The sequence below is a fragment of the Gemmobacter aquatilis genome (assembly GCF_900110025.1).
In the GTDB taxonomy this organism is placed as follows: Bacteria; Pseudomonadota; Alphaproteobacteria; order Rhodobacterales; family Rhodobacteraceae; genus Gemmobacter; species Gemmobacter aquatilis.
In genome coordinates this window covers 119,041-139,608 of sequence record NZ_FOCE01000004.1, presented here as the reverse complement: position 1 = coordinate 139,608, position 20,568 = coordinate 119,041, and the positions used below count along the sequence as shown (strand labels likewise).

The following is a 20,568-nucleotide window of genomic DNA, read 5'->3' as shown; positions in this document are numbered from 1 at the left end:
CCCTCATGATTCCGCAAGCCTGCCCAAGGCTCAAGACTTTCGTGCGGCATAGGCCGCAAGGGCGCGCTCGCGCCCGCGATCCAGCGCGATCAGCGGGCGCGGGGCGGGCTGATCGGGCGCAAGCTGCCAGGAAAGCGGCACCGCCTCGAAATACCGCCGTGCCTCCGGGCTGCGCGGATCGAGGAATCGCTTGCGATAGGCCCCGTCCGCGTCGAATTTTTCGGCCTGCCCCGCCGGGTTGAACACCCGGAAATAAGGCGCCGCATCCGGGCCACAGCCCGCCACCCATTGCCAGCCCATGGCATTGGCCGCCGCATCCCAATCGGTCAGGCAATCGGCGAACCAGCGCAGCCCCACCCGCCAGTCAGTCATCAGATGCTTGGTCAGATAGCTGGCCACGATCATCCGCGCCCGGTTGTGCATGGTGCCGGTCACATACATCTCGCGCATCGCGGCATCGACAAACGGCTCGCCCGTCATCCCGCGCCGCCAGGCCTCGGCATCCGCATTGTCTTCGCGCCACGGGAACCCCTGCCAATCCTCGCGCCAGTTGGCCTCGGCCATATGCGGCGTGTGATACATGAGGTGCCAGGCGAATTCGCGCCAGACCAGTTCCTTCAGGAAATGCTCGGCCCCCGCCGCCCCGTCCTGCATCGCACGCCAGCCGCCATGCCAGATGCTGCGCGGCCCGATCTCGCCATAGGTCAGGTTTTCCGACAGGCGCGAGGTCGCGTCGCGCGCCGGAAAGTCGCGGGCGGCCTTGTAATCCTGCACCCTGGTTTCCAGAAAAGCCGCCAGCCGCGCCTGTGCGGCGTCTTCGCCAACCACCTGAAACGGCAGGCAAACCCCGGCACCACGCCGCATTGCGGCACCCATCTGCCAATCCGCCAACACGTCGCTTTGCGGCCAGACCGCAGGCCCCGACAGCCGCTTCGGCGCCGGTTCGGGGGCTGCCACATCGCGCCCCTTCACCGCATTCCAGTAGGGCGTATAGACCCGGTAAAACCCGCCCTGCCCGGTCGCCACCTGCCAAGGCTCGTGCAGCAGAAAGCCCTCATGGCTGACCGCTTCCAGCCCGCGCGCGCGCAACGCCGCCTTCACCGCCCCATCCCGCGCAATCGAACCCGCGTCATACAGACGCGACCAATGCACGCCCATCGCCCCGGTTTCGGCCAGCACCTGCTCCAGCACCGCCAGCGCAGGGCCGCGCCGCAGGATCAGCCGGCTGCCCAGCCCTTCCAGCCGCCGCGCGAAATCGGCCAGCGACAGGCCCAGCCGCCATTTCGCCGCCGCCCCCAGCGCTTCGGTTTCAGGATCAAGGATGAACAGCGGCACCAGCGGGCGCCCAGAGGCCACGGCCCGCGCCAGCATCGGATGATCGCCCAGCCGCAGATCGCGGCGAAACCACAGAACAAGAGGTGCGTCTGACATGAAACCTTCGGAAATTTCCGCAATTTCAGATCATTACGCAGAAACCTTCGCCCCGGATCACCTTATTTCGCCATCTTTGCAAAAAAGCTGCCGATCCTGCGCCCTTGCGCCAGACCCGCTCAGCCCCGGTAGAACCGCAGCACCGCCAGACGGATCGCGCTGGCCAGACCGATGTCGCCCGCGCGCGTCTCGTCGATTTCCACCGCCAGCTGGTTGATCCCCAAGCCCCGCGCCGCCGCCAATGCGCGAAAACCCTGCCAGAACTCTTCTTCAAGGGAAACCGAGGTGCGGTGCCCGCGCAGGGTCAGCGAATGTTTGACCGGGCGCCCCGACAGGCCGCTCACGCGCCGTCATCCTCGTCATCGCGGCGATGCGCGTCAAGATCGCGGGCCGATTTCTCGCCCCGCGCCGTATTCAGATCTTTCTCGGCCTTGGATCGGCCGAACTTCGCGGCATTGGCGTCGGCCTCGGCCCGTTTGGCGGCGCGTTCGCGCGCCTTGCGGGCCTTGTTGAGGTTGACGACCTCGCCCATGGGTTCAGCCTTTCGGGCTGATCATGTCTTCGGGCCGCACCACGCGGTCGAAGGTTTCCTCGTCCACATACCCCAGCGCAATCGCCTCTTCCTTCAGCGTCGTGCCGTTCTTGTGCGCGGTCTTCGCCACTTTGGTCGCCGCGTCATAGCCGATGGTCGGCGCCAGCGCCGTCACCAGCATCAGCGATTCCTTCATCAGCTTGTCGATGCGGGCCACATTGGCCTGCGTGCCCACCACCATGTTGTCGGTGAAGCTGCCCGCCGCATCGCCCAGAAGCTGCATGGATTGCAGCACGTTGTACGACATCATCGGGTTGTAGACGTTGAGCTCGAAATGCCCCTGCGACCCGGCAAAGCCGATCGCGGCATCATTGCCCATCACATGGGCGCAGACCATGGTCAGCGCCTCGGCCTGCGTCGGGTTCACCTTGCCCGGCATGATCGAGCTTCCCGGCTCGTTCTCCGGCAGGATCAGCTCGCCCAAGCCCGAACGCGGGCCAGAGCCCAGCAGACGCATGTCATTGGCGATCTTGAACAGGCTGGCCGCCACGGTTTTCAGCGCGCCCGAGAACATGACCATCGCGTCATGCGCCGCCAGCGCCTCGAACTTGTTCGGCGCGGTGACGAAGGGCAGGCCGGTGATCTCGGCGATCTGCGCCGCCACCCGCACATCCCAACCCACGCGGGTGTTCAGCCCGGTGCCGACGGCGGTGCCGCCCTGCGCCAGTTCGTAAATGTCCGGCAGGCAGGATTTCACGCGGGCGATGCCCTTTTCCACCTGCTTGGCATAGCCCGAGAATTCCTGGCCCAGCGTCAGCGGCGTTGCATCCTGCGTATGGGTGCGGCCGATCTTGATGATATCCTTGAATTCTTCGGCCTTCGCCGCCAGCGCGGCGTGCAGCTTTTCCAGCCCCGGGATCAGCACATCACGCGCCATCATGCCGATGGCGACATGCATCGCGGTGGGGAAAGTGTCGTTGGACGACTGGCCCATGTTCACATGGTCGTTCGGGTGAACCGGCTTTTTCGACCCCATCACCCCGCCCAGCATTTCAATCGCGCGGTTCGAGATTACCTCGTTGGCGTTCATGTTCGACTGGGTGCCCGAGCCGGTCTGCCAGACCACCAGCGGAAAATTGTCGTCGAACTTGCCGTCGATCACCTCGGTCGCGGCGGCGGCAATCGCATTGCCCAGTTCCGGCGCGATGTCGCCCTGCGCGATATTCACCAGCGCACAGGCTTTCTTGATGACACCCAGCGCGCGGATGATCGCAACCGGCTGGCGCTCCCACCCGATGGGGAAGTTGATGATGGAGCGCTGCGTCTGCGCCCCCCAGTATTTGTCGGCAGGGACGTCCAGCGGGCCAAAGCTGTCAGTCTCGGTACGGGTGGCGGTCATGTGCAAGCCTCCATGAAAACTCTCGCCCTTCTAGAAACACGGGGCGAAAAAATCAATTGGCATACGGCGGTATACCGTTGTCTACTTGCGGAATTTGTCCAGACTGACGACCTCGGCCTCATGCGGTTTTTCGGGCGCGGCCTCGTCGGCCTCGTCCTCGTCGTCCTCTTCGTCGTCCTCCTCGTCATGCGTCTCGAAGCGCAGGCCGAATTCGACCGAAGGGTCCACGAAGGTGCGCACCGAATCGAAGGGAATCACCAAGGGTTCCGGCGAGTTGCCGAAGTTCAGCGTGACCGAGAACCCGTCATCGGTGACTTCCAGATTCTCGAACCAATGCTGGATGACCACCGTCATCTCCTCCGGATAGCGCGCATGCAGCCAATCGGCGATGGCAACGCCCGGATGGCGCGTGTCGAAGGTGATGAAGAAGTGGTGATTGCCCGGCAACCCGTGGTCTGCCACGTCCTGCAGGACGGACTGGATCAGCCCCCGCATCGCACGATGCATCAGATTGCCGTAGTCGATCGAGCGTGCCATGCCGAACCTCATCTGCCTCGGGTCACCATAAGACGCCATTCCGGCGATGGGAAGAGGGTAGCGCCCCCGCCCCCTCAGCCGGTCACAACACCCGGTCCAGCGCCCCGATCAGGTGCGCCACCTCGGCCTCGGTGGTGTAATGCACGAAGCTCAGCCGCAGCACGCCCCGCGCCCGGTCCACCCCCAGCGCCTCCAGCGGGCGCACCGCGTAGAAATCGCCGCCCCCTGCCATGATCCCATGCGCCGCCAGCGCCGCCGCCACCGGCTCGGCCGCGCGGTCCAGCGCCACGGCGACGGTGGGCGCCCGCCCTTCGGCCCGGCGCGGGCCGATCAGCCGCAGGTCATTGCGCGCGGCCAGATAATCCAGCAACGGCTGCAACAGCGCCACCTCATGCCCGCGCATCAGATCATGCACCGCATTGTTGCGCGCCAGCGGCGAGGCAGGCGTCGGGCCGTGGTGATGGGTGTAGAGCGCGTCGATGTAATCGGCCATGCCCGCACAGGCCGCCACCTGCGCATGATCCGGCCCGGCGGGGGTAAAGCGCTTGTAAAGCGTGTCGCCATTGAAGAAATGCGCCTGATTGGGCAGCGCAGCACCAATCTTGCGGCGGATCACCATGATCCCCTGATGCGGCCCATAGGTCTTGTAGGCGGAAAACAGATAGACATCCGCCCCAAGCGCCGGAATGTCGGGCAGGCCATGCGGCGCATAGCTGACCCCATCGACACAGGTAAACGCCCCCGCCGCCTGCGCCATGGCGCAGATCTCGGCCACCGGGTTCACCTCGGCCACCACGTTGGAACAATGCGGGAAACAGACCAGCTTCACCCGCCCGTCTTCCAGCAGCGGCACCAGCGCGCCGGGGTCCAGATGGCCGGTTTCGGGGTCGATGCGCCATTCGCGCACCTCGATCCCCTCATCGGCCAGCCGCCGCCAGACGCCGCTGTTGGCCTCGTGGTCCTGATTGGTCACCACGATGGCCGCCTTCTTGCCGCGCAGCCATTGCCGCACCGCATTGGCCAGAACGAAGGTATTGGCGCTGGTCGAAGGCCCGAACGACAGCTCATCCCGCGCCACCCCCATCATCGCCGACAGCCGTGCCCGCGCCTCGTCCATCTCGGCGCCGCCCAACTGGCTCGCCTCATAGGGCGCATAGGGCTGCACCTTGCGGTCGTGATAGAAGCGGAACAGCCGGTCGATCACCGGCTTGGCCGTGTAAGACCCGCCCGCATTCTCAAAGAACGCCTGCCCCTGCAGCGCCGGGCTGGCAAAAGCGGGGAACTGGCTGCGTACGAATGCAAGATCGAGAGCGGGCATGGGAACCTCCGAAAATCGGGGCGATCCTGCCGCAGCCTGCCCCGCTCCGCAAGATCAGCCGCCAATCTCTGCCGAAGTTTCAAGCAATTGCCCAACGCTTCGACATCAAATGATCAAATCGCGGGATTTTCGCTTGAGCCATCAATATCCCTCGCTTAGCCTCGGGCCATCTGCGGGCAGGCCTGACCACCGGCCTCCCCCCCATAGCGCCGAGGAACACCATGAACATTCGCACTGCCCTTCTGTCCAGCCTCGCCCTGGCCGTCGCCTTGCCCGCCTTCGCCGCCGACCCCGATCTGACGGTGCTGGACTGGTCGGGCTGGGACATCCCCGAAGTTCTGACCGGCTACAAGGAAAAGAACGGCGACATCCCGACCTATTCCTTCTTCGCCGATGATGACGAGGCGTTCCAGAAAGCCTCGTCGGGCTTCCGCGCCGATATCGGCCACCCCTGCGCCGCCTCGGTCGGCCGCTACCGCGACGCCGACCTGATCGAGCCGTGGGATACCAGCAAGATCCCCGAATTCGCCAATATCGCCCCGCGGATGCTGAACTCGTCGATCTTCAAGGATGACAAGGGCGTCTGGTTCGTGCCGACCGATTACGCCTATACCGCCATCGCCTACAACACCAAGGAAGTGCCCGCCGAGGATGTGAAGTCGCTGAAAGTCTTCACCGATCCGAAATATGCCGGCCGCATCTCGATGCCCGATTCGACCGATGATGTCTGGTCGCTGGCTTTCCTCGCCACCGGCGTCACCAGCTGGGACAATGTGACGGATGAACAGTTCAAGGTTGCCGCCGACTGGCTGCGCTCGGTCCACCCGAATGTGCGCGCCTATTGGGCCGACCCGGCAGAGATGGCACAGCTGATGGCCACGGGCGAGGTGCTGGTGGCCTGGTCGTGGAATGACGGTGTGGCCGCCCTGCAGGCCGAAGAGTTCCCCGTTGGCTTTGAACGTTCGCCCGCCGAGGGTGTGGCGACCTGGTTCTGCGGCTATGTGAACTTCAAGGATGGCCCAGGCAAGGAAGAGAAGGCCTATGACTTCATCAACAGCCTGCTGGCGCCGTCTTCGGCCGAAGGCCTGCTGAATGCGCTGGGCTATGCGCTGTCGAACGACAAGGCAATGGCCACCGTACCGGAAGACAAGCTGAAAGAGCATTTCGTCGATCCGGTGACGACCACCCTGCTGCCGCAAACCCCGGTCAGTCAGGAATTCCGCACCAAGATGATCGAGGAATTCGAAGCGATCAAAGCCGGCTTCTGATCGCCAGTCAGGCCAATCAACCGGAAAGGCCCGCGCCATGGCGCGGGCCTTGCTGTTTTGGGTAAGGCGCGGGGGCGTCCCGCCCCCACGGGGCCTGCGGCCCCTGCCCCCTGAGGGTATTTGACCAAAGAAGAAGACCGCAGACCGCTTGCGATCCGCCCGACAGGCGCCTATATCAGTTTTGTTCGGGTTCGCCCGGACTATGGCGATAAACGCACCTGTAATAAACGGATCGGACCCGGGGGCGGTACCCGGCGGCTCCACCATCACACCGCTCATTGGGCGTGGCGGGGGCCGAAACAGGATCGACGAACGTCTAAAGAGGCCAGCTTTTGCTCGGTGAGGTACCACCGTTATCGGTCCAAATGTACAGTTGCCAATGACAACCGTGCTCCGGCAATGGCTCTGGCTGCGTAAGCAGTTCGAGTCGCCGAAACTAAGTCCTTGCGCTTAGCCGCGTAAGGCGGGGTTCGCAGGTACCTGGCAACAGAAACCTGCACTTTACTTTCCCACCCATAAGCACCTGATTTTCCTCACCTTCCGCTTTACAATTTTTCAAAGTTTTACAGCTTTGGTCTTGTTGCGTTCTTTCATCTCGCGCAGCACGGCTTGGCCCCCGGCCTTGCGGTCGGCATGGCGGCAGTAGCGTTCGATCATTTCGATGGACATGCCCACCATGTCGGAAATCTGCTGCCCGGTGTAGTTCGCCTGCCGCAGCCGGATCACGGCATTCGCCCGCAGGCCATGCCAGACTGCTCCCTCAAGCTCGGGGTGCCTCTCGCGCGCCTTGTCCAGTTCCTTCCAGAGTTGATTGGTGCTGAACGGCTTGCCCGCGCCCTTGCCGGTTTCCTGGATCAGATAAGGTCCGGGGCGCTTTTCCCATGTGGCCATTTCGGCTTCCAGTTCGGGGAAGATCGGGCACCATGGCTGGAAGCCGGTTTTCTTCTGGGGCAGGCTGAACCCGCCTTCGTCAATATCGGTCGGCCCGAGGCGCACAAGATCGCTCACACGCTGACCGGTGTAGCGGGCCAGCACATAGGCGCGGCGAAGCACCCCGGTCAGGGTCTCGTCTGCGAATTTCAGCTGCGCGGGCGTCCAAGGCTTGTGCCCTGCCCCGGCTTCGAACCGGCGAACCCCATGGGTCGGATCACGACCCACCAGTTCACGCGGACCGCTGGCCCAGCTGAACATGGCCTTCATGGCATCCAGCACATTATTGGCCCGTCCGGGTTTCGCCGCCCCGATTTTCTCGATCAGCGCCTGGACGTGCGACGGGCGCAGGTGATCGGTCGACAGGTTGCCCCATGCCGCGCGCACCACCTCCAGGTGGCGCCGGTAGTGGTCCTGCGTGGAGGGGGCCAGCTTGCGAGGCAGGACAGGCCAAGCAACAATATAGGCGTCAATCAGTGCGCCTATGGTATCGGTCGGGATCGGGCCGACGATGCCCTGTGCCTGGCGCACGGCCACCCAGAATTCGGGGGTCTGGGGATTGTTCGGCAGCTTGATCCGTTCCCCGGCATGTGCGGTGCCGCGTCCCTTCTGATAATAGAAATACTCCCTGCCGCCCGAGACGACGCGATGAACGCCGGGCGGCAAGGAAATCTTAGCGGACATTGTTCACACCGGCCATGAAGGGGTCAGTCTCTGCCTGTGCCCGTTGCGACATGGACGCCTGCACTTCCGCCCAGGACCAACGCGGGGTTGCGCCGCAACGGATCGGCTGTGGCAGGATGCCCCGTTCTACCCAGCTATCTACCGTCGATTCACTCACATCCAGCTCAGCCGCCAAGGTGGATTTTGCGAGGAAGGACGGCGGGCGGTCGCCGTAGATTTCGCGTTGTTTCCTCATGCTTCGGTCCCCTCCTTACCAAGGGCGGTCATGTTGAGGGGCGAAAGATATTCATCGCCGCCTTCGATTTCGGGCATGTTTTCCAGCTTGCGGATTTCGTTCGGGCTCAGCCATCCGCCATCCCTGCCGATCCGGTAAGCGGCGTAGCGGGCGCCCAGATCGCCGCGCAGCAGGCCCGCCAGATCGTGTTCGATAAAGAACGTGCGGCGGGCTTCGGGGGTCAGCAGGGCCATGTTCATGGCCTGCTCGATGCGCTTGGCCATGGGGGCGAGGCAGCGTTGCACCAGCGCGCGGCTTTCCTCCCCGATATTGGAATAGGTCGCATTGTCGGTGATGCCCGCAGCCGAAGGCGGCACACCGAAGACTCGACACACGTCCAGCGCGGTCAGCTTGCGGCTTTCCAGAAATTCCGAATCCTTGGAGCTGAAGGCGAAGGGCTTCCAGTCGGCGCCGCCATCCAGAACCAGAATGCCCGAGGTGCTGTCATTCCGTTCGATCTTCTGGCGCAGCTTGTCCAGCACATCGACTTTCTGGCTCGGGTTGATCGACTGCGCGAAGACCACCGCGCCCTCGGGACGAAAGCCCTTGGCGGCCTGCTTGGCGGCGGCATCCTGTTGCGACAGGGCAAGGCCGAAGGTCTCGCGGGCAATCTGAATGGGCGACAGGCCCATGACGCCATTGGGCGCCAGCCGGTAGCGCACATGCAGAACCTCGCCTTGCAGCAGCACCCGACCCGGCACCCCGGCCACGGTGTAGCGCAGCCGCCCGGAGGTGCGCAGCCGTTCCACCGTCACGCCGCGCGGGTCGATCAGATGCAGGCCGATGACCTGGCCGCGCCCGTCACGTTCGACTTCGGCATAGGCGTTGCCATGCACCAGCACATTGGCAATCATCGCCTCGCGGAATTCGAAGGCGGTCATCTGGCCATTCGGGGAATCGTGCAGAACGGAATAGGCCGGATGATCAGAGGCCCTATCTCGGCTGCCGCGCGCGCCGTGGCGGTAGACAAACAGCGGAACGCTGGCCATCAGCTCCGCTACCAGGGTAACGCAGCGATGCGCCACGGCCAGGCCAGATGCGCGGGCCGGGTCCACATGGACCAGCGCGCCGCCGTTCTGGCCGAAGACCTCGGCCAGGTAGGGATCGGAGGTCGGCACAATGCTGCGGGCCTCGCGGCCCATCAGGCGGTTCAGGAGGCCCATTGCTGCGCCTCCATGATGCGGATCACGCGTTGAGCATGTGCCAGAGCGATATGGCCGACAGGCTTCCAGCGTGCTTGAACCGTGGTCTCGGGATAGGCGGGCCATGCCGACACCACCGACACCTCGAACAGATCAACCGCGCGCAAGATGCGGCGGTCACCGTCGCGGCGTTCGTCGGTCGCGGTGAAGCCGAAGGACATGCCGCCCAGATCGCCGCGTTCGGCCAGCGCCAGCACGTCGCGGCCTGCCTGGGTATCGGGCAGGTCGATTTCGAAGGTCAGCCCCCGGCTGTCTTCGGCCAGGCGCAGGGTCTTGGACATGGTGCGGCCCAGAACGCGGGTCGGATCATGATCGGCCAGCGCCAGAATATCGCTCCCGGCCCGCAAGGAACCCGCGAAGGCGCCGGGCGCGATGACTTCTGTGAAGGCACCGGCAATCCGGGCTTCGGTATTGAAGGTGGCCGCATAGCCTTCCAGCTTGCGGCCCTTGGTGCGCAGCTCAGCGGCCATTGCGCGGTGTTCGTGTTTCACAGGGCAATCTCCCGGTAGGGCGCAATCAGGCGATCAATCACGGGATCAAGCCCGATCGGCTCATCTTCGCCGCGCCTGCCGTAGAAGCGGGCCACCAGCATCAGGGCGGCCTGTTTGAGCGGGGCGGGCATGGGGTTTTCGAAAAGGTCGTAATCGAGGCTGACTCCAATCGAGGCGAGATATTCCAGAGCCGCTTCAACCATGCCCTCGACTGCAAGAAGATCATCGTCGGAATCAATGCGCAGGTGGCGCTTGGCCTCATCGAGGAGGATCAGCGGATCTGGAACCGGCATCAGTCGATCTCTGCCCAGACGAAGCCTTCCGGGTGCCGCACCACGACATCGCAGTCGAGGAAGGCATGAAGAAGGACGCCGCCTTTCGAAGCCACATCCGTGTGATAGGGGTTCACCAGCAGGTCGATACCGGACCAGTAGCCCAGATACAGGCTGGCCCATTCGCCATAGATCAGCGGGTATTTGGCAGCGGCAGCCGGATCAACCACGGCAGCCGTGGTGAAGGGCACCTGATTGGTGGCTTCCACGCGCTGGTTATGGAACAGTTCGGCCTGGGTGAAGATATGCCCGTCCGTGTCTTTCAGCTTCCGCGCGACGTTCATCACCCGCGGGTTGGTCAGAAAAGCCGTGGTGCCGGTCACATCGTCCACTTCCAACGCCGAAATCAGATCGGCGGTCAGGTCCGACGACAGGGCGGCATTCGCCAATTGCACCACATCCGCAGTTTCGAGGATGCCCACCGGCTCGTTGGTGCCGCCGCCCTTGATCGCCGCCGCGTCCATCTTCTGCGACAGCAGGAAGGCCAGATCGGCGCGCAGCAGCGGTTCCAGCGCGGTCTGGGATTGCAGCAGCATCCGCCGGCTGATTTCGTATTCCGCCGAAACCGTCTTCGGCCCCATGCTGACTTTCGAGAAACCGGCATCGGAGCGGGTGGTGTTGGTGTGTTCCGCAATCCAGTGGGCAGAACCCGATTGCGCCAAGCGCGGCAGATCCAGATTGCCGGTCAGGCCGCGCAGCACCGTGGCGCCCATGGCCTCGATTTTCAGGCCGGGGCGACGGCGGTCGGTGATCGGTGCCAGATCGGTGCCCACCAGATTGCCCCCCGGAACGCCCACCGGCGCCGTGGTGGTCAGGGCGCGGGCCTCGAACAGCACTTCGGCGGGGATCATCACCCCGCGCGCCTCCCGCCCCCGCGACAGCTCAGCATGAACTTCGGCTTCCAGTCCGGTCAGGCGCCCTGCCATGCTTTCGGCAACCGCCTTGGCGAAGGAATAGCCGCGCAGCTCGCGCCGCATTTCGGCGCCGCCCAGCGGTTCACCCTGGGCCTCGAACCGCTCGAATTCTGCCAGCTTCTCGGCATCGCTGATCCGGCTGGACAGGCTGCGCACTTCGGTTTCGAGGGCGTCGAAGCGCTTGCGCTCGCCTTCGTCCATGTCACGATTTGCGGTCTGGGCTGTATTGGTCAGGCCGCGCATTTCAGCAATGCGGGCTGCGCGGGTCTCGCGCAACGTGTTAAGGGAAGTCATCCTTGATTCTCCAAAGGGGTTAAGGTGGAAGGCCAGCGGGGGATTGTTTGGCGACGTGCCCCGCTGGCCGGATTCTCAGGTTAGCCCCCACCGCGCGCGGCGAAGACCATGGATTTCAGACCTTGCAGCCACGTCGAAGTGAAGCTGCGGCTTTCGACAATCCCATGCAGTGCATTTTTGCCCATGTATGCGCGGAAAAGGATTTTCTCCTCCCGCTCGGCATCGCCCTGCGCCTCTGCAAGTGCAGCCGCATCATGTTCCAGCCCCGCGCGGTCCCCATACATCAGCACGGTTTTCCCGGCGCGGATCACGTCCACAGCCGCCGCTCCGACGAAGGAAACCTCAAATTCGGGCGTGACATTCAGATCAAGTGCGGGGTCACAGATTCGCACCATGAAATCCAGAAGACTGTGATCGGGATCGGGCAGCAGCGAAGCAACCTCACCGTGCATTCCGGTATTCAGAAGCTGCATTCCAGCGAAGCGCTGAAAGGCCTCAACGGCACGCGCAGGCTTGTCCGTGCCCATGCGCGCGATCAGGACCGTTGCCAGATAGGCTGCATCAACCTCGATCCCGCTGCGCCCGCGCCCGCCCTTGTCCAGCAGATCAGCATCACGCAGCGCGCGTGCCAGAACCGAGAGGGTTTTTTCATCCACTCGGGCAAGTAGGGCAAGAAGGGTGACGAAGGGTCCGGGTTTCATTCTATATGAGTATCACTCGCATGATGCTGGCGTCAAGCCATGTGTGTTTTTCTCACATGAAGCATTACCGGATCAACGGCGGGTGATCGTCGCGCCCCGTGGCCGAGCGCCACAAGGCGAGAGTGGGGCGGTTGCCATGGTAAGCAGCTTCCACTGCATATTCAGGGTGGCCGGGGCCAGCTCCTGGGCCGGTGGCATCCCACATCAGCGTGGCCAGCACGGCGATGCCTGCCATGGTCCGGGCCGGTGTCGCCGTCATTGCATCAAAGGCTTCATCCTCGCGCCGCGTGGCGTCCAGCATTTCCGGGGTGTCCCAGTTTACATGCCCAGGCATATCGGCCAGCCGATACCAGTCACGTTTCGCCTGCCCCCATGCGCGGTAATGGTGCAGCAGCTCGGCATCGGCATGGCTGGCGCGGGCGATCAGCGGGGCGGCCAGCAGGCCGGGCGCGGCGAGGATCAGGCGGCGGTTCATGCGCGATCCCCCATCAGGCGTTCGGTCTGGCGCAGGGCGGCGCGCATGTAGCTGCGGGCTTCGCGCAGGGGCTGGGGGTAGCCGTCCGGACTTTCGGTCGCGTCCAGCGCCAGGGCGAGGCAATCGTGGATTTCGTGCAGGCGGGCAGAAGGCAAGCCGATTGCGGCTGCCGGAACAGGGTTCGGCATGACAGGCTCCGTTGCGGGTTTATCAGAACACTGTTACGATACGCTAATGCCGTCGCGCAGGTCAACACAAATCAGAACGGTGTTACGATTTGAACGGAACGCAATGCAAAATGGCCCGCGCGGCAACCGGCTTGGGCGTCAGGGATCTTGCTAGGCTCGCATCGGTATCGCCGGATACGATTGCGAGACTGGAACGTGGTGAGGAGCTTCGGGCGGCCACAGTTGAAGCTATTCAAGCCGCCCTTGAAGCGGCAGGTGTAGATTTCATCCCGGAGAATGGCGGAGGGGTTGGGGTGAGGCTGAAGCGCTAAATGTCAAATTTTTCAGAATATACTGTTAAGCGCCTTCCTATTGCTGAAGTTGGCCGCTGGCGCGCGCGATTGGCAGAATCCGCTAGACAAGGCCAAAAGCGTCACAAACTCTTGAAGCTTACAACGATGGGGGGGAAAAAAACCTATGTCATCGGGCTTGGGCACGAGTTGGGCCAAGATATAGTCCAAATCGACTACGATGTCAGGCAAGAACTCGGAGAGTTGCTGGTTGGAGAAAGAGTATCCCTAAAGGTTGAACCTGCAAATTGGTTTGAGGCAAACAGGTGGTACTTATGCCACCGTGATCCATATGTGTGGATACCGGCGCGTCTTTCTGCGATCTCACTTTTCGTGGGGATCATTGGTTTACTGCTTGCAGTCTACTCTATTTGGCCAAGCTCGGTAGCGCCCGACCAACCTATTCCCGCAGTCGAGTTCAAGCAGCCTAAAGAAACTCCGCCAGACACGCAGGAATTGCCGCCTCCTCAACCCGCCCAGATGCGGCCAGGGCCATGGCAAGAGCCACCATCCCGTCTATTCGGCCCGTGCTCTTATGCTTGGCCAGCTTCCTATTGCCCGCCGCGTCCCGTTCGATAACTGCGTTGCTGGCGCACATGGTCAGGATCGGGTTACCGCCATGGCGCAGCTTGCCTTCGGCCACCAGCCGTTCCAGCGTGTCGATGGCCGGGGCCATGTCGCGGAAGCCCTGGCCGAATTCGCGCAGCGGCAGTTCGGCGCCGATGTTCGCCAGCTCGCGTTTCAGATCCTCGATGCGCCAGCGGTCATAGGCCAGCCCTTGCAGATCGTATTCCGCCGCCGCCTCGGCAATATCCTGTGCCACGAAAGACGGATCGACCACCGCGCCGGGAATGGCCGTCAGATGCCCTTGCCGCGCCCAGACATCATAGGGCACCCGATCCGCCTCGGCCTTTTCGCGCAGGCCCGCTTCGGGCAGGTAGAAGCGCGGCAGCACATCGAACCCGCCTGCGTCATCGGGGAACACCAGAACAAAGGCCGTCAGGTCGCGGCTGGCCGACAGGTCCAGCCCGGCAAAGCAGGGGCACCCGCGCAGATCGGCGCGGGGGGCGGCGCTGTTCATGTCCCATTCCGCCTTGGCGATGAAGCGCACATGGGCGCTGACGCGCTGGTTCAGGATCAGGTTGCGGAAGCTGTGTTCGGCACTTGGCATCCGCTGCGCCTGCGCCGCCTGGCGTTGCACATCCGACAGGCTGCGGAAATCGCCCAGGGCGGGATTGGCCTTCGCCCAGGTGTCGGGGTGCCATGGGTCATCCTGATCGGTGGCGCCGTAGAAGGTCAGGTGAAAGGCCGGGTCTTCCATCTCGCCCGCGTTCAGGCGCTGGCCGTAATCGACCAGTTCCGACATGATGGCGTGATCGTCGGCGGCCTGGGTGGAAATCACCACCATCAGCGGATTGTCACGGGCGCCCATGGCGGTATCAAGGGCTTCGTAAAGGTCGCGCTTGGGGGCCTGCCCGAGTTCGTCATAGACGATGAAGGACGGCGAAAGCCCATGCTTGCCCGCCGCATCGGCAGACAAGGCAGCGAAGATCGACCCCTTGCCGGGGCCTGCCAGCACCTCGATTTCCTTGCGGAACTTGGTCACGTTCACGCGGGAGTCCAGATCGGGCAGTTCGTCCAGGATGGCGACGATTTCGTTGAAGGTCTTGCCCGACTGGAAGCGGTCGTTCGCGGCGGCATAGATTTCGCCGCGCTGTTCGGCCTCGGGGCCAAGCAGGTGGCACAGGGCAAGGCCTGCGACGAGCTGGGTCTTGCCGTTCTTGCGGGGCATCGACAGGACGGCAGTGCGCACCGGGCGCCCGCCTTCGTCGTCTTCCGCATAGACGGCTTCCAGAAACCGGCGCTGGAAGGGGCGAACGCGCAGCTTCTGCCCGGCCAGCTTGCCCTGGGTGATCGGCAGGTATTCTAGAAAAGCCACCACGCGGTCAACGCGGCTCTGGCCGGGGGCATCCCACGGCATCGCGGCAGGTTGCGGGCGGAAGCCCTCGGGGTGGAACAGGTCCGGCGCGCGCTGTTCCACCACATGCAGATGTTTGGGTTTCGCCCCGATCCCACGCTGCCCCATTCCAGATAACCTTCTGTTTTAGCTACATTTGTTATTAAGTCTGCGCTTGTTTACTCCGCCGGTCTTCTGCTGCGGGTTCACCGTCCCTGAAGCCCCCCCATGCCAGGCATCGAAGGGGTCAATCGGGTTGCCGTTCGCGTCGAACCCTTTGAACCGGCGCCTAAATGTCTGGCCGCCTGGCTTGTCGAAGCTGGCGGTCTTCTCGTTGTGGCACGGCAGGCAGAGCGACAGCAGGCCAGACATTTCAGGGAAAGGCGAACCGCCTTGATTGATGGGCTTGAAGTGATCGACGGCCACTGCTTCCACGATCAGGCCGCGCCGGGTGCAGATTTCGCAGAGCGGAGTTGCCGACAGTTTGGCCTCGCGCAGCCGCGCCCATTTTGAAGTGTTGTAAGGCCAATGTGCCATCACGCCGCCTTTTGTGCATCTGCGCACCAAGTTTTCAAGTTCGCGTCTCTTTCGTTCATAGTCAGTCTCGTAAGGTTTCACTGCTCAATGGTGAGGTTCGGAGCGAAGGGCATAGGGAGACCAGCCCGTGCCTTTCGGCACAGGTTGGTCCCTAGCCCTCTGCGTGAAGATCTGCTCAACGGAGCCGGTCCATCGCTTCTGGGCGCCCGAGGTCGTATGACCCCGCCTCGGGCTTGCTCGCTACTTAAAGGCGCCGGGTCTGGCGCCTGATCCCCCGCTTCGAGCTTTCGGGCTGCGGTTGGCCTATGGGATCGCCCCGTGGCAGGCCGTTACTGTGCTGAACGCCACCGTCTGAACCGTCCAATCAGCACAGGTTCACGCGGTCAGGCTGCGCGGTGCCCTCCCTTGCTGGTGCGGACGGGCACGGGTCGCTCCACTTCGATCAGGCTGGCAGCATCCCCATAGAACAGGGCATCCGTCATGCGGCGCATGATGACCAACTGCTTGGCCGTGGGGCGCCACCATGGCTTTTCAGCCTTCTTGGCGATTTCGGCAGCGAACTGTTGTTCCCAACCGGAACTGGCAGCCTTAACCACGGCAGACCAATGGAACAGGCATTCTTCGGCGCAGCGCTCCTTCATGCCGCTGCCCTCCCTGTCACATAGGCGAGGAACCCGGCTTGATCCTTGGGCGACATGGCCTGAAAGCAGGCGAGGCAGTAGGCCTTCACCTCGAACGGGGTGGCCCATGCCGCCCAGTGCCGTGCTTCCTCCATGGCATTCATCAACGGCGGGATAGGTGCGCCTTGCCGCAGGCGTTCCAGTTCGTCGGACAGGATTAGCGCGGCGTCCAGCGGGTCGCATTCCCGAATCGCCTGCCGCAAGGCCATTGCCCAAGCGAGGCGATGACTGTATTCTTTCGGTTGATGTTTCTCGACATCGCAATTAGCCCCGGTCGCGCCCGCCAGCGCGCCGGGGTTTTCCATTTCCGATCCCTTGTTCAGGGCACCCGGAACAGCCGCCGAAGCAGCTTTACAAGAACCCGCTTCGTTCTTGATCTGTTTTTGGTTTGAGCCGCCTTCATTGGAAAATGCAAGCGATTGATACGAAACGGAAATCCCCGTTTCGGACAGAGACCTGCACCTTCCATTTCATTCCCCGCCTCCTTCGCGAAGGGTGCGCATCACCTGCGGTGCAAGCGCAACCAGATGCCGTCGCGGGCGCGCACGGTCAGATGCGCTTCGGGCACCGGCACCCGGCCTTCCACCGGCAGCAGGCGGAAGTCGCGCAGCAGCAGCGCCAGCAGCAGCGGGCCTTCCACCATGGCAAAGCCCGCGCCGGGGCAGACACGCGGCCCGGCGGAAAACGGGATATAGGCGCTGCGCAGGCAGGCCTTGCCGTTTTCCGTCTCGAACCGCGCGGGGTCAAAGCCGTCCGGGTTGTCCCACAGCCGTTCATGCCGGTGCAGGTGCCAGGGCGACAGCACGATCTGCGCGCCTGCCGGGGCCATGCGGTCGCGCAGTTTCACCGGGCAGCGCGCCTCGCGCACCATCATCGGCACCGGCGGATACAGCCGCAGCGCCTCGCGGAACACCGCCTTCGCCGCCTTCAACCGCCCCAGCGCCGCGAAATCGGCCTCTGCCCCCAGCTCCGCCTGCGCCTCTGCCGCCACCCGATCCTGCCAATCGGGATGGGTCGCCAGCAGATACAGCGCCCAGGCCAGCGCCGAGGCCGAGGTTTCGTGCCCGGCCAGAAAGAAGATTGCCACCTGATCGACCATTTCCTCGGTCCCGAACCGCGCGCCGGTCAGCGGGTCGGGCGTGGCCATGATCTTGGTCGCCAGATCATCGGGCGCCGTGCCCTGCGCCAGCGCCGCCGCGCGCTCCGCCGTCAGCCGGGTGATCAGCGCCCGGATGCGCGCCGCCGTGCGCTTCGTCTCGGGCCGGTGCAGCCGGGGTGCCCAGGCCGGCAGCGGCAGCAGCGCGGCCAGATTCAGGATCGGTTGCGCCTTCTGGTGACGGCGGAATTCATGGAACACCGCGCCTGCGGTTTCATCCTCGATCGGCAGGGAAAACAGCGTGCGAAAAATCACATCCGCCGCCGCATGGCTGGTTTCGAACTCGATCTCCAGCGGCGCGCCATCGGCCTTGGGCGCCAGCCGCGCCAGCATCGCCTGCCCCGCCGCCCGCATCGCCGGCCAGGTTTCGCGCAGCCGCCCGCCCTCGAACGCCGGGTCGATGATGCGGCGCTGGCGTTCCCAGATCTCGCCATTGGTCACAAAGACCGAATTGCCCAGCAGGGGCCGCAACCCCTCGCCCACCCGGTCGGATTTCGGGAAATCCTTCGGGCGTTCCTTCAGCACCAGATCAACCAGCGCCGGGTCGTTGCACAGATAGCTGCGAAAGAACGGCGTGCGAAACTCGGCCATCCAGGCGCGATACAGCCGCGCCGGTTGCGCCGACAGGATGTCACGCCGGAACAGCCGCAGATAGCGCCACAGCGACACCTTGTCAGGCCGGGCCAGCGGTTTGGGCGGATGGGGGTGATCGGCGCTCATGCCACCGTGGTAAAGCGGTTCACCGCGCGGTCAATGCGGCTTTTCGACTGCGGCCGGTCGGCAAAACGCGCGGCCAGCGTCTGCGGCCCGGCGGTGACGCGGAAATAGTCGTAATCCCACGGCTCGCCCGGCAGGTTGTCGAACGCACACAGATACTGGAAATGCAGGCGGAAATAGCGCCGCCGCAGGCTTGCCCATGTCTCGGGCCGCAGGGTCTGGCTGAAGGCCGCCGAATAGATCAACGGCCAGCGCTGCACCTTGGGCGCCACCCCGCTGACCGCCACCGGATCGCACAGCGCAAAGGCGCAGCCATCGCCGGGTGCCGTGACATCGACCCAGGCGATCCGCTCTTGCTCTGCCATCAGCGCCAGATCGGCGCGCAGGCGCCGCGCCTCGGGCAGAAAGCTGATCATCGGCACCACCTGCCCCAGCGACAGGAACGACAGCACCGGCCCGTCCTCCGGCAGCCCTTCGCGCAGCAGATCGGCCAGGATCGACACCGCCAGATGCGCGCCAGACGAATGGCCCACCACCAGCACCTCGTCATAAGGCTCGCGCAGCGCCTCGGCGATGGCGATGCGGAAGGCGGCCATCCGCGCCTCCAGCTCTGGCGGATTGGCCCCCCGCGCCTGCGCGCCAAAGGCGTAATCATGCATCAGGTAATAGGCATAGATCCTGCCATCCTTGCGCTTGAACCAGCGCAGGATCTGCACAAAGGCTGCCAGCCCCAGCGCCCCGCCCCCCAGCGCACCCCAGGGTGCCGGCAGCGCCGCGCGGCAGGCCCAATAGATCAGCCCATTTGCCAGAACAGCCACCAGCAGTTCCGCCAGCAGCACCACGATCGGATACAGCGCCGCGATGATCGGCCCCTGCCGCAGCCGCATCAGCCGGAACAGCGCGCCCGAACCGATATAGGCCCAGGCCGTGCGGATCAGTTGCAGATAGGTGCCAAGGATCCGCTGATCCATGCTGTCGCGCACGATGTCAGACCAGACCAGTACCTCGACATCGCTGTGGACCGCGCGCCCCTCGATCCGGGCGGTCACATGCCAGCCATAGGGGCCGCGCACCTTTTTCGGTTTCAGCGCGATGTCATAGCCCGACAGCGCCGCCTGCGCCGCGCCCTCGCGCCGATACAGCTCGCGGTAGCGGCGCGGGTGGATCGGGTCATAACCGGGGATATAGAACACCCGGCGGCGAAAGCTGCCGCCGCCCGTGCCCCGATGCTCTGCCCCATCCGCCATGCGCCCCCCGCTTTGCTGCCCCAGTGTCGCAGATCAGCCTGTCAGCGCAATCCGGCAAAAATGCGGAAGACCGAAGGCTCAACCCAAAGTGGCAAGAAAGGGAAACTGTTCCAGCAGAAACCACGACGCCTCGGACAAGGCGCCGGTCACCAGCGCGATCCCCACAAGGATCAGCAGCACGCCCATCGCCCGCTCGATCAGCTTCATATGCCGCTTCAGCCGCGCCATCACCCCCATCGCCCGTTCGATGAACAGCGCCGCCAGCAGGAACGGCAACCCCAACCCCAGCGCATAGACCGCCAGCAGTACCGTGCCCCGCGTCAGGCTGGCCTCATTCGCCGCCAGCGACAGGATCGCGCCCAGTTGCGGGCCAATGCAGGGCGTCCAGCCAAAGGCGAAGGCCAGCCCCAGCACATAGGCCCCCAGCGCCGTGCCGCCCTGATCGCCCGCATCCAGCCGCGCCTCGCGGTCCAGCAGCGGGATGCGGAACAGCCCGATGAAATGCAGCCCCAGCACGATCACCATCGCGCCCGATACTTTCGCAAGCACTTGCTGATATTGCAGAAACAGGCTGCCAAAGGCCGAGGCGGCGAAGCCCAGAAACAGGAACACCGTCGAAAGCCCCAGCACGAAGAACAGCGCAGGCAGGATGATGCGTCGCCGCGCCGCCGCCTGCCCCTGCCGCAGTTCCGGCATCGAGATGCCACCCATATAGGCGAGGTAGGGCGGCACGATGGGCAGCACGCAGGGACTCAGGAACGACAGCACGCCCGCGACCAGTGCCACCAGCATGGCGGGCAACAGGCCTGCATCGAATAGATCAATCCCGAACATTCCGCCCTCTTTGCTGCTCAGCCCGTCTTAGTGCAGGATCGCCACGCCGTCACGCGCGGCGGTGTCACATCCCCGTGCCCCCCTGCCCAGCCGCCCGTTTTGGGGCTGGCGGCGGAGCCTCCGGCGGGGATATTTGGGCCA

At 64.1% G+C, this 20,568-nt stretch carries 24 protein-coding genes and 1 other RNA gene; 3 read left to right on the top strand and 22 right to left on the bottom strand.

What is annotated here, in order from left to right; genetic code table 11:
• Nucleotides 1–30: 30 nt before the first annotated feature.
• From BMX43_RS09140 to BMX43_RS09115, 6 genes are all read right to left on the bottom strand, one after another.
• The gene (locus BMX43_RS09140) at nt 31–1,431 is read right to left on the bottom strand and encodes a cryptochrome/photolyase family protein (RefSeq protein ID WP_091300578.1); all 1,401 of its coding nucleotides are present in this window, start codon (nt 1,429–1,431) and stop codon (nt 31–33) included.
• A gap of 119 nt (nt 1,432–1,550) precedes the next feature.
• The gene (locus tag BMX43_RS09135) at nt 1,551–1,766 is read right to left on the bottom strand and encodes a ribbon-helix-helix domain-containing protein (RefSeq protein WP_091300875.1); all 216 of its coding nucleotides are present in this window, start codon (nt 1,764–1,766) and stop codon (nt 1,551–1,553) included.
• Nucleotides 1,767–1,771: 5 nt separating this feature from the next.
• A complete protein-coding gene (locus BMX43_RS09130) occupies nt 1,772–1,963 on the bottom strand; it encodes a DUF4169 family protein (protein ID WP_091300575.1) in 192 nt (63 codons plus the stop codon).
• 4 nt (nt 1,964–1,967) lie between these two features.
• Nucleotides 1,968–3,362, bottom strand: coding sequence for a class II fumarate hydratase (gene fumC, locus BMX43_RS09125; protein WP_091300573.1), 1,395 nt, complete (start codon nt 3,360–3,362; stop codon nt 1,968–1,970).
• Nucleotides 3,363–3,443: 81 nt separating this feature from the next.
• Complete coding sequence (locus BMX43_RS09120) at nt 3,444–3,899, bottom strand: SspB family protein (RefSeq protein ID WP_091300571.1); 456 nt, start codon at nt 3,897–3,899, stop codon at nt 3,444–3,446.
• An 82-nt stretch (nt 3,900–3,981) separates the two neighbouring features.
• Nucleotides 3,982–5,217, bottom strand: a complete 1,236-nt coding sequence (locus tag BMX43_RS09115; protein WP_091300569.1) for an aminotransferase class V-fold PLP-dependent enzyme — start codon at nt 5,215–5,217, stop codon at nt 3,982–3,984.
• A gap of 221 nt (nt 5,218–5,438) precedes the next feature.
• On the opposite strand from BMX43_RS09115, the gene BMX43_RS09110 reads away from it, so the two are divergent.
• Nucleotides 5,439–6,485 carry an extracellular solute-binding protein gene (locus BMX43_RS09110; protein WP_091300567.1) on the top strand — a complete coding sequence of 349 codons (1,047 nt, stop codon included), beginning with the start codon at nt 5,439–5,441 and terminating at the stop codon, nt 6,483–6,485.
• 144 nt (nt 6,486–6,629) lie between these two features.
• Nucleotides 6,630–6,986, top strand: a transfer-messenger RNA (tmRNA) gene (ssrA, locus tag BMX43_RS09105).
• A gap of 54 nt (nt 6,987–7,040) precedes the next feature.
• Here the strand turns inward: ssrA and BMX43_RS09100 are convergent.
• From BMX43_RS09100 to BMX43_RS09060, 9 genes are all read right to left on the bottom strand, one after another.
• Entirely contained in the window at nt 7,041–8,099 is a 1,059-nt protein-coding gene (locus BMX43_RS09100; RefSeq protein ID WP_091300565.1) for a tyrosine-type recombinase/integrase, read from the bottom strand.
• Nucleotides 8,089–8,334 carry a helix-turn-helix transcriptional regulator gene (locus BMX43_RS09095; protein WP_091300563.1) on the bottom strand — a complete coding sequence of 82 codons (246 nt, stop codon included), beginning with the start codon at nt 8,332–8,334 and terminating at the stop codon, nt 8,089–8,091. Before BMX43_RS09095 ends, BMX43_RS09100 begins: the two co-directional genes overlap by 11 nt.
• Nucleotides 8,331–9,536 carry a phage portal protein gene (locus BMX43_RS09090; RefSeq protein WP_175482065.1) on the bottom strand — a complete coding sequence of 402 codons (1,206 nt, stop codon included), beginning with the start codon at nt 9,534–9,536 and terminating at the stop codon, nt 8,331–8,333. The genes BMX43_RS09095 and BMX43_RS09090 overlap by 4 nt, the downstream gene beginning before the upstream one ends.
• Entirely contained in the window at nt 9,524–10,066 is a 543-nt protein-coding gene (locus BMX43_RS09085) for an HK97 family phage prohead protease (protein ID WP_245749428.1), read from the bottom strand. Before BMX43_RS09085 ends, BMX43_RS09090 begins: the two co-directional genes overlap by 13 nt.
• The gene (locus tag BMX43_RS09080; protein WP_091300560.1) at nt 10,063–10,359 is read right to left on the bottom strand and encodes a head-tail connector protein; all 297 of its coding nucleotides are present in this window, start codon (nt 10,357–10,359) and stop codon (nt 10,063–10,065) included. The genes BMX43_RS09085 and BMX43_RS09080 overlap by 4 nt, the downstream gene beginning before the upstream one ends.
• Nucleotides 10,359–11,606 (bottom strand): phage major capsid protein, encoded by a 1,248-nt coding sequence (locus BMX43_RS09075; protein WP_091300557.1) that lies wholly within the window; start codon nt 11,604–11,606, stop codon nt 10,359–10,361. The genes BMX43_RS09080 and BMX43_RS09075 overlap by 1 nt, the downstream gene beginning before the upstream one ends.
• Before the next feature lie 80 nt (nt 11,607–11,686).
• The gene (locus BMX43_RS09070; protein ID WP_217643946.1) at nt 11,687–12,133 is read right to left on the bottom strand and encodes a hypothetical protein; all 447 of its coding nucleotides are present in this window, start codon (nt 12,131–12,133) and stop codon (nt 11,687–11,689) included.
• A gap of 238 nt (nt 12,134–12,371) precedes the next feature.
• Entirely contained in the window at nt 12,372–12,782 is a 411-nt protein-coding gene (locus tag BMX43_RS09065) for a hypothetical protein (RefSeq protein ID WP_091300554.1), read from the bottom strand.
• On the bottom strand, nt 12,779–12,970 hold the full coding sequence (locus BMX43_RS09060) for a hypothetical protein (protein ID WP_091300552.1): 192 nt from the start codon (nt 12,968–12,970) through the stop codon (nt 12,779–12,781). Before BMX43_RS09060 ends, BMX43_RS09065 begins: the two co-directional genes overlap by 4 nt.
• Before the next feature lie 110 nt (nt 12,971–13,080).
• Here BMX43_RS09060 and BMX43_RS09055 point away from each other — a divergent pair, with 110 nt between their 5' ends.
• A complete protein-coding gene (locus tag BMX43_RS09055) occupies nt 13,081–13,281 on the top strand; it encodes a helix-turn-helix domain-containing protein (protein ID WP_091300549.1) in 201 nt (66 codons plus the stop codon).
• A gap of 445 nt (nt 13,282–13,726) precedes the next feature.
• On the opposite strand, the gene BMX43_RS09050 is transcribed toward BMX43_RS09055, so the two are convergent.
• The 7 genes from BMX43_RS09050 to BMX43_RS09020 all read right to left on the bottom strand — a co-directional run bounded on the left by BMX43_RS09050 (nt 13,727) and on the right by BMX43_RS09020 (nt 20,427).
• Entirely contained in the window at nt 13,727–15,385 is a 1,659-nt protein-coding gene (locus BMX43_RS09050; RefSeq protein ID WP_091300548.1) for a terminase large subunit, read from the bottom strand.
• A gap of 18 nt (nt 15,386–15,403) precedes the next feature.
• A complete protein-coding gene (locus BMX43_RS09045) occupies nt 15,404–15,793 on the bottom strand; it encodes an HNH endonuclease (protein ID WP_091300547.1) in 390 nt (129 codons plus the stop codon).
• 383 nt (nt 15,794–16,176) lie between these two features.
• Nucleotides 16,177–16,434, bottom strand: a complete 258-nt coding sequence (locus tag BMX43_RS09040; protein ID WP_091300546.1) for a hypothetical protein — start codon at nt 16,432–16,434, stop codon at nt 16,177–16,179.
• Nucleotides 16,431–16,778 carry a hypothetical protein gene (locus BMX43_RS09035; protein ID WP_091300545.1) on the bottom strand — a complete coding sequence of 116 codons (348 nt, stop codon included), beginning with the start codon at nt 16,776–16,778 and terminating at the stop codon, nt 16,431–16,433. Before BMX43_RS09035 ends, BMX43_RS09040 begins: the two co-directional genes overlap by 4 nt.
• 197 nt (nt 16,779–16,975) lie before the next feature.
• Nucleotides 16,976–18,349, bottom strand: coding sequence for a cytochrome P450 (locus BMX43_RS09030; protein WP_091300544.1), 1,374 nt, complete (start codon nt 18,347–18,349; stop codon nt 16,976–16,978).
• The gene (locus tag BMX43_RS09025) at nt 18,346–19,593 is read right to left on the bottom strand and encodes a hypothetical protein (RefSeq protein WP_091300542.1); all 1,248 of its coding nucleotides are present in this window, start codon (nt 19,591–19,593) and stop codon (nt 18,346–18,348) included. Before BMX43_RS09025 ends, BMX43_RS09030 begins: the two co-directional genes overlap by 4 nt.
• 78 nt (nt 19,594–19,671) lie before the next feature.
• Nucleotides 19,672–20,427 (bottom strand): cytochrome c biogenesis CcdA family protein, encoded by a 756-nt coding sequence (locus tag BMX43_RS09020; protein WP_091300540.1) that lies wholly within the window; start codon nt 20,425–20,427, stop codon nt 19,672–19,674.
• Nucleotides 20,428–20,568 lie beyond the last annotated feature (141 nt).